We start from the raw sequence: 17114 nt of genomic DNA, 5'->3' as shown, positions 1-17114 counted from the left end.
ATAATAATTTTTTCTTTTTTGGTAAAATAATAACAGTATTTTTAATAACATTAAGCAAAAGGAGAGATTTATGAAAAGAACATATCAACCTAAAAAACGTAAACACATTAAAGTTCATGGTTTTATGGCTAGAATGCAAACAAAAAATGGTCGTAAAGTTTTAGCAGCTAGACGTGCAAAGGGAAGACACAAACTAACTGTATCAGACGAAAAATAAGCCAATTTGATACTTTTAATTAACTTATGAACAAAAAAAATACTGTTAAGAAAAATTGAGAATTTCAAAAAATTCTTAGTGGACACAATCAAGTCATTTCAAGAAATTTAATTATTTATTTTAATAAATCCGACTATTTTAGATGCGGAATTTCAATTCCAAAACAATTTGCCAATGCGGTTCAAAGAAACCACTATAAAAATCAAATCAGGGCAATTCTAAGAAAAATGGATGTTAGTAAAATTAATTATGACACCGTTGTAATAGCAAGAAAAAACTTTTTCAATTTATCCTGAGACGAAAAAGTTTTAGCTATTCATAAAATTTATGAAAGGATAACTGATGGCAAAGAAAAATAGTTCTAAACACTATGAATCATTTAGAATTAGCCAAAGGCCTGAAAACAAACAACCTAAGGTTATTTGAAAAAAGGTTTGAAAATGAGTTAAAATCGTTTTAATATTTTTCTTCATTTCAATCGGGTTGGTAGGTTGCGTTCAGTCGATTGCAACTAAATCAGGTACAAAAGTTGGTTCAGGTCAAGAAATATATACTAAAGCAGAATATGTTTCACCAAATATTGCAACACTAAGATGAAACAAAGAAAAAAATGAATTCTTTGTTCCTAATATCAACGAAAGTTCCGGAGTTGTAGTTAATACATATTTAGGTCTTCAAGATGAGAAACAAATCGTATCATTGAGAGAGCAAGACGCTAAAAATGGTGGACAATACGGTATATACGGTGGCTCAACATTTGCTTTACAATTACAAAAGCAAAAAGACAATTCTAAGATTTCTTCAACAAGTCCAGAAGATTGACAAAATATTTCAAATATCGAAATAAAAGATGAAGACGGAAAAAGAGGTGTTGTATATGGAAATGGTAATAACCATATCTACTTCAACTTCGGTAATGAAAAAGGGGTAGGAAGAACCAAAACATATACACCTGTAAATAAAATAATTGATATTTATTTACCAAATTCTATTGCTTTTGAAACATATGAAACTTACGAAGAAATAGAAATAAATGGTAAAAAAGAAACTGAAACAAATATTGTAACTGACTTTTCACACATCAAAAAATTAGAAGTGTCTAAAGTTGACTTATCTTCAGTTGGTGGTTCAAACATTTATAGTGTATTATTAGCTGATATATTTACAACTTTGGTAGCAGAATCATTTAATGTTTGAGTAAATGATAATAAAAATAAGTCAGGTTTTGCAACTACTATTTCTGAAAGAAACGGAAGAAGTGTTGAAGAACTAAAAAACTTAAAAAATGATGAATTAATTAATGAGTGAAACAAATATATACTTAGCTATAAAGATTCAGTCGGACCAAGTAAGGGAATTAGTGAAGAAGAAGGTAAAAAATTAAATAAATTATTCCTATCTACATCTGCAATGATGCAAAGTTATTCACTAATGACTAATTTAACAAGAGCTAACTTCTTAGTCGAAGATAAGCAATATGGAAAAGAAATTGGTGTTTATAATTTCTCTTCTATAAATGAGGCTGGTAATTTCAAACCAGATTCTTGAAAAAATAAATTAATGGCTTCTGATGCATTTGTTCCAAATAAACAAATCGTGTCTTATAAGGAACATTGACAACAAGGACCTTTCTACGGTATATTCGTATATCCTGTGTCTAAATTTATGAATTCTATTATCAGAGGTTTAGGAACTACAGGATGAAGTGTTGTACTAGCATTAGTTATAACAGTTATTATCGTTAGAACATTAACATTTTTCCTAACTGCAAAAACTGTTTTCAGTTCAGCTAAAATGGAAGAATTAAATGCTAAAAAAGCGAAAATAGAAGCTAAATATGAAGCTTACAAAGGCGATAAACAAATGCAACAACGTAAGCAAATGGAAATTAGTGAATTATATAAGAAAGAAAAAATTTCTCCTATTTCACAGCTAATTTCATCATTTATAACATTACCTATATTAATTGTTGTATTTAGAATAATTTCTACATCACCTGAAATAAAACAAGCAACATTATATTCAGTTCAATTATCTGCTACATCAATATTTAGAATTTTTAGAATTGGTGAATTACAATATCTACCAATCGTTATTCTATCGGTAGGTGTTCAATTAATTGCTCAATTTATGCCTAAGATATTAAAGCTGACCAAAAAGAAATCTCTTCGGGCTGATGCATATCAAAGAGCAGCTATGAAAAAATCGAACAAAAAAGCAATATTAATTCCTATTATATTTGCAATATTCGGGTTGTTCTTTAGCGCGGGGTTACAAATTTATTGAATAATTGGTGGTCTATTTACAATAGTTCAACACTTAGTTGTTCATTATGTACAAAAAACAAAATGATACAAAAATAAATTGGAACCTTTCTTATTTAAAAATAATTAACAAAAAAACTGTAAGTTTTATAACCTACAGTTTTTTAATTTTCTTTGTTTTTTCAAAATAATTTAGTAGCAATGTTGCGGATGCAAATATTGAATAAATTGATATAAAAGGTATTATAAAAATTGCTGAAAATAAGAATAACAGCTTCAATGTTTTATTATTTATCTCTTTAGTAAATTTAATACCTCAAATCGAATTACCGATAACACATAGAATGCTTATAATAAATAAAACCATAATCAAAATATATACTGGTTTATTTATTAAATCACTCATTTTATTAAAATATGAAGCTAACAAAATACTTATAAACCCAGTTAATAATACCAAGAAAAATATTCCAAAAGAAAACTGTAATCTACATATTTTTTTAACCTTATCTTTAAATGCTTTCTCATTTTCTACCATATAATAACTCCTTTTATATTAATATTGTTTAAAATTTATTAACAATTTAATAATATATAATTTATATATTATATTATTTTAAACTATATATAACATAAATTAAACCCAAGAAGGTATAATGAAATTAAAGGATTATATTTCAGTTTATTTTTTTAAAACTAAAAAAATAGCACAAAAATATCGAAAAAACGAAATTGTAACTTTACAATTTTTTCAACGTCATAACAATGTTAAACTTTGCGGAATAAACGAAGTAATATCTTTACTTAAAAAAAATACTGATATTTCGAGATATAAAATAAAATATCTTGAAGAAGGCTCGATAATACAAAACAGAGAAGTTGTTTTAGAACTAGAAGGACACTATTATGAATTTGGAATTTGAGAAGGTATAATTGATGGAATTCTAGCTCGTCAAACATCAATTGCAACAAATGCTTATAATGTAGTTAAGGCTGCAAATGGTAAAAATGTTGTAAGTATGGCAGATAGAGCAGATCATTATATCAACCAAAAAAATGACGCTTATGCTCTGACTGTAGGTGGAATTTTAAATCACTCAACTCTTGCTTCATCTAATCATAATCTAGAAAGAACATTTGGCAGTATGCCTCATGCGCTTATTCAAATGTTTGAGGGTGATGTTGTAAAAGCAACAGAGGCATATCATAAAACATTTCCAAATGATGATTTATATGCACTTGTTGATTTCCATAACGATGTTATATCAGATTCATTGGCATGTTTAAAAGTTTTTAAAGACAAATTAAAAGCGGTAAGAATTGATACTTCTAAGGCATTGATAGATAAAATGTTTGTCGAAGGTGAAGCTGAATACGGAGTTACACAAAATCAAGTTAAAAGGTTAAGAGAAGCTTTGGATAAAAACGATGGAAAACATGTAAAAATCACAGTTTCTTCTGGATTTAATGCTAAAAGAATTAAGGAATTTGAAGAAGAAAATACCCCCGTTGATACTTATGGTGTTGGTGCATCATTATTAAAAATTTGAGTTAACTTTAGTGCTGATGCAACTAAATTAAATGACAAGTTTATTGCAAAAGAAGGTAGAGGATATTTAAAAAATAATAAATTGAAAGAGTACAAAGGAGAAGAATTGAATGGATGAAAATAAATTAAAAAGAAATAATAAAAAAGATTTTTGATTTAACTTATTAGGTTTCTTTGTTATCTTTTTGTTCTTAGCTATTGGAATAACTTTATTTTTAACAGCAGCTAAAGTGTTTGGTTCAATAAGTTTTGGTGGCATGATTGCTTCATATATATTTGGATCAATATTCACAATATTCTTTATTTTAATAGTGATAAAAATTTTCTTAATTTTAAAACAAGAAAATAAATATTCAAAAGAAGCGATTGATGTTAATAAAATATTTGAAGCAACAATATTAACAAAAGAAGAAAAAGAAGTTAATGATATTTTCTTAGATCAATATAATAAAGAAATATCAAATCTTAATATTTACTATGGTGCTTTCGTTCAAATAGAAAAAAAACATTACAAAAAAGAAATTGATATCGATACACCAAAAGTTAGAATGTTAATTCAAAAGATGATAATGGATGGTATTAAAGAGTTTGGTTTCTTTGATCTTTATTTAGTAATAGATTTTTCAAAAACATTAAATAAGAAATTTATTTGAAAAGGCGATTTTAAAAAGTATAAAACTTATTTTGATTATATTAGAGAAATATATCATTGTGCAGACGATTATATTTATGATAAGTATTTCATAAAAAAATAAAGGCATGGCGCCTTTATTCCCAAAGAGAAGGTTCAAGTGCAACACAATGCCTTGGGCTTTTTTTATTATACATTTTATTTTTTTAAAATTAATAAATCAAAAAAAGTAAATAGAAAATATTCATTTTTTCAAATGAAGATAAGCATAATTTTATTATGTTAATTTTTGTTAATAATAATTATTTAATATATTCTAAATAGGTTTGTAATGGTGTCTTCCAATTTAATATTTCCCGCGTCATATTATTTATTTGGTTAACAACTGAGTCAAGTTTTTCTTGAGTTATAGTATTAAAGTTAAAACCTTTTTTGAATTCTCTTCTCAAAATTCCATTTCAATGTTCATTTGAGCCTCTTTGAAAAGATGCATAAGGTTCAGCTCTATAAATCTTTATATTTAATCATCTGGCTAAAATACCTATTTTTTCAAATTCAATACCATTGTCTACTGTTATTGTTTTTACTTCTAATTCATTATCTCTTATAATCTTTTTAACTCTGAATTAATTATATTTGGTGATTTGCTTTGTATTATTTTTGCAAACCCTATTCTTGTTTTTCTTTCAGTTAAGGTTAAAACATTATTATATCCATTGGCTCTTTTTCCTAAAACTAGATCTGCTTCTCAGTGTCCAAATTCAAGTCTTAAATCTATAGATTTAGGTCTAGTTCATATTGGAAAAACATAATCAGCAGATTTTACAAGCCGTTTTATTACGGATGCTGTTCTTTTACCACCTTTTTTATAATATTGTCTTAATTTATCGTACTTTTTTATAACTCAATTATTAGTGTTTATTCAATTAAAAACCGTTCTTAAAGAAGGACAACAGTGTTTTGTGCTAGTTTTTATAAAATTATATGTTGACTTTATACCAAAAAACTTTTTGTCATATTTTTGTAAAAAAGCGTTAGAAAAATTTTTGAATTTTTGGTTATCCACGAATTTAAAATAATACTTATGTCTTGATCTTTCTCTTGTTTTTAAACTAGCGTGTTTAAATTCATAAGTTCCGAAACTATTTGTATTCCTCTTTATTTCTCTACTTAGGGTCGAAACACTTCGCTCGATTAATCTCGAAATCCTACGAAGAGAATAATTTAACTTTAAATAATTTTCAATAATTATTCTTTCATTATCTGTTAAATGGTTATATTTTTTTATTGTATAATTCATATGAGTTCCGTTCCGTTCCAATGGAACTTTTTCTTTTTTAATTAATATAAAAAATTCAAGTTCCACATCTAAATTTTACTTTAAACGTGTTGCACTTGAATTTTCAATTTAGGAATAAAGGCATGGCGCCTTTATTTTTTTATTGATTGTCATAGTTTTCTAAATGCTTAATTTCTTCTTCTAGATCATTAACTATTTGTGGAATAACTGAACTATCTTGGATTTGTGCTCCAGATGCTCTATGGTGTCCTCCGCCGCCTCATTTTACTGCTACATTTCTAACACAAGCACCAGTTGATCTAAATTCACATCTTATTTGGTTTTCTTTTTCTTGTGTAAAGAATACTCATGCTTTATTATCGTCAATTGAAGCAAGAACAAAAGGACGATTTGCTTTTAATGGATCTGTAATACCTAATTTTAATTGATCCTCTAAACTAAAATAAAAAGATACGACCCCATTATTTATCTTCATATTTTGTTGAATGAAAGCATTAATTTTAATGTCTTCCAATGTTTTTTTAGCCATATTTTCATGCAATAAATCTTTATTCGCATTTTTCGATCATAATCAAGCGACCAAGAACATTGTTTTATGATTTGTTAAATTTGTTGTTAATCTTACTGAATCTGTATAAATTCCAAGATATAGATATGTCGCTGCCTGAGAATTAACTTTTCAATCTAGTACATATGCAATTTCTGCTACTTGTTGAGCAGCTGCTGGAGAATAACGGTCTACTCAAACTAATGAAGCATTTAAATCATCATCATTAGGGTGGTGATCAATTCTTATTACCTCATCAAAAATATTATTATCTAAATATTCTCTACATTCAAGTCTTTCTTTGAAATTTGCATCAACTATGATAGCTAATGAGTTTTCAAGTTTCTTATTTTCTAATTTATCCATAGGAAATTCAAGATATGGATAAATTCCTTTTGTATCACCTATTGTATAAACATTTTTACCTTCAAAGTTTTCAAGAATTAAATGCTTTAATCCAAATTGAGAACCTAAACAGTCTCCATCTGGTCTAATATGGTGAAAGATTACTATATTTTTGTATTTTTTAATTTTGTTTTCAATTTCTTGAAATATTTTTTTTCTTTCTTCATTAATCTCTATCATGTTTTATAACCTCAGCCTTTAAGTCTTCGATTAATGATTTCATATCCGCTTTTGAACGACAACTTGCCCCAGCTGCAACTTCGTGCCCACCACCTGGTTTGTATTTTTCACAAATATGGTTTATTCAAATACCATTTGATCTAACACGAGCTCTAATGTTTCCGTCTGGTTCATCGATAAATAGAACTCAAATTTTACAATCACCAATGTTTGCAAGAATATTTACGTCATTTGCTTCGTTATCTGCGAGATTAAATTTCTTTTGAATTCTCTTTGTAACATGGAAATAAAGCACTTTACCTTCGCTCTTATAGTTTAATAAAACATAAGCTGCAAATCTAACTTTTCTTTCATCTCTTTTTGAAAGATCAAAGTTTACATCTCATACTCTAAAGTCATTGTCTTTGTGTAAATAAGACATAACATCGAATGTTCTTTGAACTACGTATTCATATTGAAATCTTCCTGAGTCAGTATTAATTCCTAAATATGTATATTTTGCTGCCTTTGTTGTTACTTTTCATTTTGCCTTCATTGCAATGTAACCTATTTGTTCAGCTGCGGCTGCAAATGTTGCATCTTCTCAAGTGTAGTCGTAATTGATATCTGGATCAACTGGGTGGTGATCAATTCTTAACATATGAGTGAAATTTTTATCTAGAATATATTCAGCAAATTGAATACGATTTGATGAGTTGGCATCAACCACAACACCAAGCGAATTTTCAAAATGTTTTTTTGGAACGTCTTCAAATTTATCGAAGTCTCATTCAAAAAATGGGAAAATTCCGCCTGTATCACCAAAAACATAAACATTTTTTTCTGGATAATTTGTTCTAATTAATTCTCTTAATCCAAACTGAGAACCTAAACAGTCTCCATCTGGTCTTCTATGATGAAAAATAAAAATATTATCATGAGATTCGATTGCCTTCTTAGCAATTTCTCAAGTATTTTTTGCCATAATTTCTCCTATAAATTAATATATTAAATTTCTGTTGGTTATTTATTTATAAATAATTATATAAAATACCTTTTTATTAATTTTTATTTTAAAAATAAAAAAACAAGAAATTATTATTTCTTGCCTTAATATCATTTCTTATAAACTCTAATAACACTGTGGTTGTTATTTAAATATGAAAAAGAATATTTTTCTTCAATTAATAAATTTTCGGCCACAAACTTCAAAGCACCAGTACCATTGCCAGTGATAATGTCAAAATATTCTAAATATTCATCCTGTTCAAAACTGAATAAAGCATTTAAAATAGTTGCAGTTGCTTCGTCAGTAGTTTGTCCATGTAAATCAATGGTAAATGAATTAAAAGACATAACCTAATAAACCACCTGACATTTATTACATAAATAAGTACCACGGCCATTTACTTTAATCTTAGATGTTTTGTTTTTACATACCAAACATGTTTTTATTTTATCATTATGAATTAATAAATAATCTTGATAATTGCCACTTTTATTATTAAAGCTTTCATATGTATGAATTGTTGATCCACCATGTAAATAACTTTTTTCCATTATCTTAAATGAATTATCTAGAATTTCTTTAAGTTTATTTTTTGGTATTTTATTTGAATTACTCAAAGGATGAACTTTCGAAGCAAACAAAGCTTCATCAACATAAATATTTCCAAGTCCTAAAACATAGGTTTGATCCAGTAATTTTGTTTTAATTGAAGTTGTTGATTTTTGAAGTTTTTTAAATAATTCATCCAAGTCAACATCTTGAGGTTCATTTCCTAATTTAGATAAGGGTAATATTGAATCATAATTTTGTATTGTTCTTAAATGAAAAGTACCAAACATTCTACTATCCAAATAGTGTAATTCTGTGTCATCAGTAAATATAAATTTAGTCATTAAATGTTTATGATTTTCTGTTTTATTAGAATAATATTTGTACTTACCTTCCATTCTTAAATGTGAAATTAAAACGTAATCATTATCAAATATGAAAACAATGTGTTTTCCTTTATTTTCAATACTTTTAATTGTTGCGTTTTCCAAAGATTTTCTAAATTCATTGATTGGTTTTTCTTTGAATATTTTTTCTTTTACCACTTCAATATATTTAATTTTTTTATTTAGAATATTCTCATTTAAATTTTTAACAACAACTCTTACTTCTGGTAATTCAGGCATAGTATTATTATATACTTTTATATTTTTAACTTGGTATAATAAATTTATGACTAACAAATATAATAAACTATTTATTTCAACAACAGATACTATTCTAGGAATCGGCGGTCCAGTTGATAATAATACCGAAAACTTAATATATGAAATTAAGGGAAGAGACAGAAATAAAAAAATTATCATTTTAGTTTCTTCAATTAAACAAGCAAGAAAATTCCCACAATGGAATCAAGAAGCAGAAAAATTGGCTAAAAAATATTGACCAGGAGCAGTAACTCTAGTTGTAAATGATCAAGGATTTAGAATGCCCAACCAAAAATTATTTTTAGAATATTTGGAAAAAAACGGACCTGTTTATATGTCTAGTTGTAATTTATCTAATGCACCTGTTTGCAAAACAATAGAAAATGCTAAAATTATATTTCCTGAAATTACAAACATATATAATTTTGGTACAATGTCTCAACAACCAAGTAAGATCATAAGAGTTGAAGACGGTGAAATATTAAGGAGTTAATATGAATAAAACAAAAGTTAAAATAACAAGTGACCATGCTGGACACGAAGGAAAAATTGAGCTAGCAAAAAGATTACAAGAAGAAGGATATGAGGTAGAGCTTTTTGGATCAAAAAATTCTGTTGAATCAATTTCATATGCTGAAGTTGGAGCTGAATTTGCTAAAGAAGTTAAAAAAGATTTAAACAATGATAATACAAAATTTGTTGCCTTTTGTGGTTCAGGCATTGGAATTTCAATGGCTTTAAATAGATTCAAAAATATAAGATGTGCTAGAGTTACAAACGAAGAAGAAGCAAGACTATCAAAGGCTCATAATAATTCAAACATTCTATGTATGGGTGGAAGATTATTAGATCCTTCACAAGTTCAAAATATGTTCCATACATGAGAAAATACGGAATTTGAAGGTGGAAGACATATAGCACGTATTAATAGATTAGATGAAATCGGGCAAGATGAGTAGCATTTGCTACTTTTTTTATTTCAATTAAAGAATTAAAATAAAAAAAGTTGTTGGATAATATTTGCTCATTTTAAGACTATTTAATTTATTTTAAAACTTTATTTTAAATATAATTATTTGTATATGAAAAAAAGGATGAAATATTAGAAATTATTATAGAAAATCTTGAACAAAGTAATTTAGTTTTGTATAATCAAAATAATGACGGCCGTGTTGATTCGGCAAATAATGAAAAAATAACTTCTTATTTAAGGCAAAATAATCTATACGCAAAGATACCAAGCATTAGAGAGTGATATGATCTATTAATACATTCAAATAATGATGATATTTACTGCCCAATTAATATTAAACTATCAAATTTAATTGGAAATGATAATTTAAACTGTAAATTAGGTATATATTTTGCATTAACTGGTAGCATACCCAATTTTTCAAACGAGATAAACTGATCGAAATTTTTAATTAAATTATATAACGACATCAAAGAAAATGAGAGGGACTATTATTTTCTAATTATAAATAAAAAGAATATAAAAGATATATACTACAATTCTTTAAAAAGAATAAAAGAATTTATTTCAAATGGAAATAATCTTCCTTTTCAATGTGACTGAAATAAAAATAAAATAAAAACTTCAAGAAGTTTTGAAGAATCCAAACAAATTATTATGAAATCGTTTTTTAAAAGTGCAAAAAATAGGGCAAAACTTTATTTTGAATTTTGCGATATTTTCAAAGATATAGAAGGCTAATTTAAATGAAACACACTTTTAATAATTGATTGGGGAAAAATGAAATCTACCATCATTTTTAATTCCCGCCAAAGATCAATCATAATCATTTAATAAATTTAGAAGCTCATCAGCTTCTTTTTTTGTACCAAATGTATAAATACAAATCACAGAAGCATCATAATTTATAAATTCATTTTCTTTTAAGCTATTCAACATATAAAATGGTTTCTTATTTCTTGTTTTAGCATTTACAAAAATTTGAATGAAAATTTGATGGAGATTTTGGAACAGGTCGAATGCATTTTTCAGGCTCATAATTTATAAATTTTGTTTTTCCAGTTCTTTCAGTTTCTGAAAAAACAAACTCACTTTTACCGGGCTGGAGTAAAAAATTAAACCTTGAAGCTCCACCTACTTTTACTTCAATTTTTTGATCTCACTTTATTTTTGAACCAAAAAAAATTTTTCCATTATTGAAATAATATTTTAATTTTTCTGGATGGTTTTTGCATTTTACAATTTTTATAATAGCAGTTGAGACTGATGCATTTTCTCAAACGTTTTCAGGAATTAATTCTCAATATGTTATTGAATAGTTATCAAATATATTTTTAATTATATTTTTATTACTTGTATTTGTCAATAATGAATTAGGTACAATAAAAATAAGTTCTCCATTTTCTTTTAGATCTTTTAATGCTTTTTCAACAAAAAACATATACAAATTAGGTTTATGTAATAATTGTGTTTCTTTTTTTTATTTCTTCACCAATATTTTTGAAATCAACATATGGAGGATTACCTATTATTATGTCTGCTTGAATTTTATTATTAAAATATGAATCAATTATTGAATTTTTGTGAGCAATATTCTTATCAATTTCGATACCAATTACTTTAGAATGTTTAAATTTATTTAGTAAGGGAAAATAAAATTGCCATTTCCTGATGATGGTTCCAATATTACTTCTGGGTTTTTATTGCCAATCAAATTTATCATTTTTTCAACTATAAAATCGGGTGTAAAAACTTGGCCTAGTTTTTGTTTTTTATAATCTTTATTTTCGCTTTTTTTATCATTATTATATTAAACTTTTAGAAATAACAAGCAGATAAAACAGATAAAAAAATAAGCTAAACACATTTAGTGGATAGCTTTTTCTTTTTATGATTCTACTTTTGAGGTATCAAATTTACCAATTATATTATGAACCTTTGTAACTGTTATTCATGCATTAGGATCGGCTAAAAGAATTTCATTTTTTATTAAATTTTGTTCTAAATAAAGTGCAAATGTTTCTATTCTAACAGTTTCGGTATCTGTATATCCTGAAATCAATTTATCAATATTATAACCATGTCAATATCTAATAAGTTTGAATCTTTCAATAATCTTCTCAGGAGTTTTGGTATAGATTTCAAGTCTAATCTTACGATATTTAGGGAATATTAACTCTATAAATGAAATGTAAATAAATACATATGAAATTGAACATAAAACTCTTAATAATAATCCAGCGGCGTTAAATGGTCTATCAGGTGAAACTCCAAGTAATTCAACTATTGTTATTGTTGTGATCGAAAAAGCGCCAAATATTAAGGCAACTATAGTTGAAATGTGGCCAACGCTTTTTTGTTTTACTCTTGATACATAATAAACTATAAAATCTCCGCCGGCTGTTGAAGCTGAATTTTTTCAAGCTATACCACCTGCTACTCCAGCCATTCCAGCACCAATAACTGCATAAACAATTATAGGTCATGTTGGGTTTGCGAAACCTCGACTAATCATATCTTTAAATTTCATAAGTTGCTCAAATTGAACTTCAGTTATATATTTAATATAACCAAGCTCTTTAGACACAGCGACTTCTAATGCATTATTTTTAAAGTAATAAATTCCGTCTATAAATTCAGGTCTTGATCATTCAAACAAATTACGATATGAATTGCTATATGTCCCATATACTTCTCACGGAATTAAAGATCTAAGACTATTTTGATAATTTCCTCCATTTGGTGACAATCAGTTTATATAGTATATTGAAACCTTATCAAACGAGTGACCCACTGGGCCAATTAATAAAATAGATTGGAAGGCCACTTGTCATAATAGCCAATATGTGGTTAATATCATAAAGAGGCGCGAATTTTTCCTTCAAAAAATAATTATTAATGGTAAATTAAAGCCAAAATATATGTAAGCAAAATATGGGGAGGTTGCAGATACTGTAAATGTTAATGCTTGAACTAATGCTGAAACTCCTGTTGCAACAGTAGCGGCCTTAGCTAAGAAAGTAGCAATTGCAACATTGTATAAAATTGCTGAAATAAAAACCATTAGCATTTTTTTAGGAAATTTTTTTCAAACATTAAAAAATGTAGCACCGTAAGGATTTAAGTCATAAGGTGCGTTTGAAGGTAATTTCTTCTGTTTTCTTTTTTTGTTTTCTTTTTTTAATGCAATGAATTCCTCAGATTTTAATTGGTTATTTTTTGATAGTTCAATTCTTGCTAATTCAATTGTTTTTTTATCTCTTTTTGTTCTTTGGATTCTCATAAAACCTCAATTATGCTAAAAATAATAGCACAATTTAAATTATTTTATGTATTAATACATAACTATTAATTTTCTTTTTTTATTATTGTTCAAAAATTAATGGTTTTTAGACAAAATAATATTAATTTTTTTATTTAAAAAACTGTTAATAAAATTAATATAAATATTAAAAAATAAAATTCAGGGGTACCTGAATTTTAAATTATTTTGATGATAAAGCTTTTTTAGCTGTTTCAACTATTGAAGCAAATGATTGTGGATAGTTAATTGCTAGTTCTGAAAGCATTTTTCTATTAATATTAATATTTGCTTGTTTTAATCCTTCAATTAATCTTGAGTATGTAATACCATTAATTCTTGAAGCTGCATTAATACGTGCTATTCATAGTTTTCTAAATTCACGTTTAACTTGTTTTCTGTCTCTAAAAGCGTATGTTCATGATTTAACAACAGCTTGTTTTGCAACCTTATAACCGATTGACTTGTGTCCTCAGTAACCTTTAGCAAGTTTTAATCATTTTGCACGTCTTCTTCTTGTAACTACTCCGCCTCTTGTACGCATATTGTTTCCTTTCTAAAATATAAAATTAAATTAATTCTTTGTATCTCTTGAAATCAGATGCTGATAGAGTTGATGATTTACGAGATTGACGTTTTTGTTTTGTTGTTTTGTTTTGAGCTAAATGTGAACGGTATGCATTTCCACGTTTAACTTTACCTGTTGCAGTTATTTTGATTCTTTTTTTCAAACCGCTTTTGGTTTTCATTTTTGGCATGTTATTCTCCTTGTTCTTGTGAAGGTTCGTTATTTTTCTTATTTAAGGCTTCAACTTTCTTCTTGTCTTTTTCGATGTACATATCCAAGAAACGTTCATTTACTAAAGTTGCTTCCTTTGAAACCTTTGCAATATCTTCTACTAAAATATAAAACTTATTTAAGATATCTTCACCCAATTCTGTTCTACTACGTTCTCTACCTCTAAATTTAACAGATACCTTAACACGGTTACCATCTAAGATAAATTCTCTAGCTTTTCTAGCTTTTGTTTCAAGATCGTGTTGACCAATTAATGGGGTCAATCTTATTTCACGGTTAATTGTTACAGATTGTTTTTCCTTAACAGCTTTTTGTTTCTTTTTCTTATCGTATTTGAATTTACCATAATCAATTATTCTAGTAATTGGCTTATTATTTTCAATTGAGATAAGAACTAAATCCATTTTGTATTCTGATGCTTTATCAATTGCTTCTTCTTTTGTTAAAACACCTATTTTTTCATTTTCTGGACCTAGGACAAAAACTTTTTTGTAAGGTATATCATTATTAACTACGTGTTCTGATTTTGGTTTTTTACTTTGATTGTTTGCAAAGTTTGAGTTATTTTTTTGTATAACTTCCTCCTTAAAATAAATAAAAAGTGGTTTAGACCACTTCCCAAAAACTACATCAAATATTAAAAATATTCTTTATTGTAGCGACCCAGCAAAAAATCACTAAGGTGAGAAATGAATCTACTTATTGCTATTAAAAGCGATTATATTATACTATAAAAAATATATTTATTTTGTTTGTTATTAAAAATATTCATTAGTTTTTAAAAAATGCGTTTATTCGATTCAAATTACTTAAATTAAGCCTTTATTTTTTAAAAAATAACCATTAATATTTCTTTTATACATCGTATGTATAAATTTTTATTACTTTTTTTATCTTTATTTTTAAAAAAGTAATATTATGTAAATCATAAGGATAAGATAAAAGGAAATTTATGAGTAAAATTAAAAAATCAAAATTACTAGCATATGCTTTAGCAATTTCAGGAGCTTCATTACTTCCTGGTGCAGTTGTGTCGTGTGCATGTACAAATTCAAATAAAAAAAATAGTAATGATTTTAAAGAAGTTATTATTTCAAAGCATTCATTCAAAAATTACAATCCAGAATATACCATTAGAGAAAAAAGTAATTTATCAGCATATAAAATAAAAGATGATAAATCAAAAACAGTTTATATTGAAATTGATGAATTTTTAAATGCTTTAGATGGTTTGATAAATTTAGATTCATTTAGTGTTGAAGTAAATGAAAAAGAAAAAACTAAAACATATTCTTCAAAAACAGAAACGGGAGAAATCTTAAATACTTTAACAATAAATTGAGAGAAAAACACAATTCATACAACAAATACGTCATTTTTCTATGAAATTTTAAAACCTCAGGAACTAACTGATGGTGATCAATTCCTAGAAGTTAATTATGAAAGTAGAAACTTAGATAACGAAGGAGTTACTTTTGATCTAGGCAAGTACGATATGGACATTGCTTTTAATAATAAAAAAGTATTAGTTCCATTTGCTGTATTCAATACATTATTTTTAAGTCAAACATTTAATAATACATATTTCAATGGTTTAACATTTACAAACCTTGAAGCTGGCTTTGATTCTTGAGGAGTTCTTGAAGATGAAGAAAGAGAAAGAATTAGAGGAAACGAAGAAAAAAGAAATGGCGAAATCACAGTAGAAGAACGTCAAGCAAACTTTAACCATTTAGCATTTACAATGGATAATTTTTATGGCTTAAAACACTATAAACAAATGCAATCGTTTGAATCATATATTTCAAAAGAAGATAAAGAAAAATTATTATCTACAAACCCAGATGATTTTAATGAAGCATACGTTAATATCTTCCACAAACAATTAAATGAATTACACACAAATTTAAATTCATTTTCATATCACGAACAAGAATGACATAGAACTATAGGTGAAAGATTAGTTGCCCCAAGAGATTATGGACAATACCGTATTGATTTTGAAAAAAATGAAAGAAAATTAATTAGTGCATTTGAAAAGAAATTCAATAAAAAAGTTTCACAATTTGGACCAGATGACTTTATAAGATATCACGGCAATACAGCTTTTGTAACATTGCTTGAATTCCAAGATGGAACAAAAGAAGAAATCGAAAGTGATGAAGCATGACAATACGACACATACTTCTTGATGCGTCATTTAATGAGTGAACTTAAGAAAAAACCAGAAATTAAACATGTTGTATTGGATCTTGCAATAAATGGTGGTGGATCAGTTTATTCAATGATTAGAACATTAGGTTTTATGACTGATAAAGAAATTTTAAACCGTGAATTTGATATTCTAAATAGAAGAGCTGATTTAAGTAAATCAAAAGTTGATACTGATGGTGATGGCAATTATGATAATGATGCATATACACAATATAACTGAAATCTACTTGTTGGTTTAAATACATTTAGTGCTGCTAACCAACTTGCAAGTATTGTAAAAGAAATGGGAATTGCAAAAATCATTGGTAAAAAAACAGGTGGCGGTATGTCAGCTATAATGCCTATTTCTTTAATGGATGGAACTACAATAACAATCAGCTCTCCAAATAATGCCGTTCATGGCGAAGACAATAGAGAAATCGAAAGTGGTATTACACCTGATATTGAATTAGAATATGAAGATTTCTACAACGATGAAAAAATCAATGAAATTTTAGATAAAGCATATCCTGCTGCAACTGAATAATATATTAAAAACGTGCCTGATTAA

At 26.7% G+C, this 17114-nt stretch carries 21 protein-coding genes and 2 pseudogenes; 9 read left to right on the top strand and 14 right to left on the bottom strand.

Annotated elements, in window-relative coordinates:
• The first annotated feature begins 70 nt into the window (after positions 1-70).
• Genes rpmH through yidC form a run of 3 tightly spaced genes read left to right on the top strand, consistent with a single transcriptional unit; the run spans position 71 to position 2611 of the window.
• Positions 71-217, top strand: coding sequence for a 50S ribosomal protein L34 (rpmH, locus tag V2E26_RS03125; RefSeq protein ID WP_002881399.1), 147 nt, complete (start codon positions 71-73; stop codon positions 215-217).
• 26 nt (positions 218-243) lie between these two features.
• Positions 244-576: a ribonuclease P protein component gene (gene rnpA, locus V2E26_RS03120; protein WP_330463423.1), complete on the top strand. Its 333-nt coding sequence runs from the start codon at positions 244-246 to the stop codon at positions 574-576.
• Positions 560-2611, top strand: coding sequence for a membrane protein insertase YidC (gene yidC / locus V2E26_RS03115; protein ID WP_330463422.1), 2052 nt, complete (start codon positions 560-562; stop codon positions 2609-2611). The genes rnpA and yidC overlap by 17 nt, the downstream gene beginning before the upstream one ends.
• A gap of 24 nt (positions 2612-2635) precedes the next feature.
• On the opposite strand, the gene V2E26_RS03110 is transcribed toward yidC, so the two are convergent.
• On the bottom strand, positions 2636-3019 hold the full coding sequence (locus tag V2E26_RS03110) for a hypothetical protein (protein WP_330463421.1): 384 nt from the start codon (positions 3017-3019) through the stop codon (positions 2636-2638).
• A gap of 118 nt (positions 3020-3137) precedes the next feature.
• On the opposite strand from V2E26_RS03110, the gene V2E26_RS03105 reads away from it, so the two are divergent.
• Both V2E26_RS03105 and V2E26_RS03100 read left to right on the top strand, forming a co-directional pair.
• The gene (locus V2E26_RS03105) at positions 3138-4154 is read left to right on the top strand and encodes a nicotinate phosphoribosyltransferase (protein ID WP_330463420.1); all 1017 of its coding nucleotides are present in this window, start codon (positions 3138-3140) and stop codon (positions 4152-4154) included.
• Complete coding sequence (locus tag V2E26_RS03100) at positions 4141-4785, top strand: hypothetical protein (RefSeq protein WP_330463419.1); 645 nt, start codon at positions 4141-4143, stop codon at positions 4783-4785. The genes V2E26_RS03105 and V2E26_RS03100 overlap by 14 nt, the downstream gene beginning before the upstream one ends.
• A gap of 178 nt (positions 4786-4963) precedes the next feature.
• Here V2E26_RS03100 and V2E26_RS03090 read toward each other — a convergent pair.
• From V2E26_RS03090 to mutM, 5 genes and pseudogenes are all read right to left on the bottom strand, one after another.
• A pseudogene (locus tag V2E26_RS03090) lies at positions 4964-5961 on the bottom strand (IS30 family transposase).
• Positions 5962-6100: 139 nt separating this feature from the next.
• Positions 6101-7093, bottom strand: a complete 993-nt coding sequence (locus tag V2E26_RS03085) for a DHH family phosphoesterase (protein ID WP_330463416.1) — start codon at positions 7091-7093, stop codon at positions 6101-6103.
• Positions 7080-8057, bottom strand: coding sequence for a DHH family phosphoesterase (locus tag V2E26_RS03080; protein ID WP_330463415.1), 978 nt, complete (start codon positions 8055-8057; stop codon positions 7080-7082). Before V2E26_RS03080 ends, V2E26_RS03085 begins: the two co-directional genes overlap by 14 nt.
• 125 nt (positions 8058-8182) lie before the next feature.
• Positions 8183-8428: a Smr/MutS family protein gene (locus V2E26_RS03075; protein ID WP_330463414.1), complete on the bottom strand. Its 246-nt coding sequence runs from the start codon at positions 8426-8428 to the stop codon at positions 8183-8185.
• A gap of 3 nt (positions 8429-8431) precedes the next feature.
• Positions 8432-9256 (bottom strand): DNA-formamidopyrimidine glycosylase, encoded by an 825-nt coding sequence (gene mutM / locus V2E26_RS03070; protein ID WP_330463413.1) that lies wholly within the window; start codon positions 9254-9256, stop codon positions 8432-8434.
• A 46-nt stretch (positions 9257-9302) separates the two neighbouring features.
• On the opposite strand from mutM, the gene V2E26_RS03065 reads away from it, so the two are divergent.
• The 3 genes from V2E26_RS03065 (at position 9303) to V2E26_RS03055 (ending at position 10991) form a co-directional block, all read left to right on the top strand.
• Positions 9303-9770, top strand: a complete 468-nt coding sequence (locus V2E26_RS03065; RefSeq protein WP_330463412.1) for a Sua5/YciO/YrdC/YwlC family protein — start codon at positions 9303-9305, stop codon at positions 9768-9770.
• Between the two features lies 1 nt (position 9771).
• Positions 9772-10236, top strand: coding sequence for an RpiB/LacA/LacB family sugar-phosphate isomerase (locus V2E26_RS03060; RefSeq protein WP_330463411.1), 465 nt, complete (start codon positions 9772-9774; stop codon positions 10234-10236).
• Positions 10237-10421: 185 nt separating this feature from the next.
• A complete protein-coding gene (locus tag V2E26_RS03055) occupies positions 10422-10991 on the top strand; it encodes a hypothetical protein (RefSeq protein WP_330463410.1) in 570 nt (189 codons plus the stop codon).
• An 18-nt stretch (positions 10992-11009) separates the two neighbouring features.
• On the opposite strand, the gene V2E26_RS03050 is transcribed toward V2E26_RS03055, so the two are convergent.
• The 8 genes and pseudogenes from V2E26_RS03050 to infC all read right to left on the bottom strand — a co-directional run bounded on the left by V2E26_RS03050 (position 11010) and on the right by infC (position 14925).
• Positions 11010-11189, bottom strand: a complete 180-nt coding sequence (locus tag V2E26_RS03050) for a hypothetical protein (RefSeq protein ID WP_330463409.1) — start codon at positions 11187-11189, stop codon at positions 11010-11012.
• Positions 11190-11214: 25 nt separating this feature from the next.
• Positions 11215-11697, bottom strand: coding sequence for an Eco57I restriction-modification methylase domain-containing protein (locus tag V2E26_RS03045; protein ID WP_407942408.1), 483 nt, complete (start codon positions 11695-11697; stop codon positions 11215-11217).
• Between the two features lie 7 nt (positions 11698-11704).
• The gene (locus V2E26_RS03140) at positions 11705-11842 is read right to left on the bottom strand and encodes an Eco57I restriction-modification methylase domain-containing protein (protein ID WP_407942415.1); all 138 of its coding nucleotides are present in this window, start codon (positions 11840-11842) and stop codon (positions 11705-11707) included.
• Positions 11843-11889: 47 nt separating this feature from the next.
• A pseudogene (locus tag V2E26_RS03135) lies at positions 11890-12012 on the bottom strand (N-6 DNA methylase); the annotation flags it as partial.
• 126 nt (positions 12013-12138) lie between these two features.
• Complete coding sequence (locus V2E26_RS03040) at positions 12139-13533, bottom strand: DUF2179 domain-containing protein (RefSeq protein ID WP_330463407.1); 1395 nt, start codon at positions 13531-13533, stop codon at positions 12139-12141.
• A 202-nt stretch (positions 13534-13735) separates the two neighbouring features.
• On the bottom strand, positions 13736-14095 hold the full coding sequence (gene rplT / locus V2E26_RS03035; RefSeq protein ID WP_330463406.1) for a 50S ribosomal protein L20: 360 nt from the start codon (positions 14093-14095) through the stop codon (positions 13736-13738).
• Between the two features lie 25 nt (positions 14096-14120).
• Complete coding sequence (rpmI, locus tag V2E26_RS03030) at positions 14121-14309, bottom strand: 50S ribosomal protein L35 (RefSeq protein ID WP_004416337.1); 189 nt, start codon at positions 14307-14309, stop codon at positions 14121-14123.
• 1 nt (position 14310) lies between these two features.
• A complete protein-coding gene (infC, locus tag V2E26_RS03025; RefSeq protein ID WP_330463707.1) occupies positions 14311-14925 on the bottom strand; it encodes a translation initiation factor IF-3 in 615 nt (204 codons plus the stop codon).
• 377 nt (positions 14926-15302) lie between these two features.
• Between infC and V2E26_RS03020 the strand changes: the two genes are divergently transcribed.
• On the top strand, positions 15303-17090 hold the full coding sequence (locus tag V2E26_RS03020) for a S41 family peptidase (protein ID WP_330463405.1): 1788 nt from the start codon (positions 15303-15305) through the stop codon (positions 17088-17090).
• Positions 17091-17114: the final 24 nt, after the last annotated feature.

The sequence above is a fragment of the Metamycoplasma gateae genome (genome assembly GCF_036352135.1).
GTDB lineage: Bacteria > Bacillota_I > Bacilli_A > Mycoplasmatales > Metamycoplasmataceae > Metamycoplasma > Metamycoplasma gateae.
The sequence above is the reverse complement of the archived record's forward strand: the minus strand, read 5'-3'. Positions and strand labels throughout refer to the sequence as shown.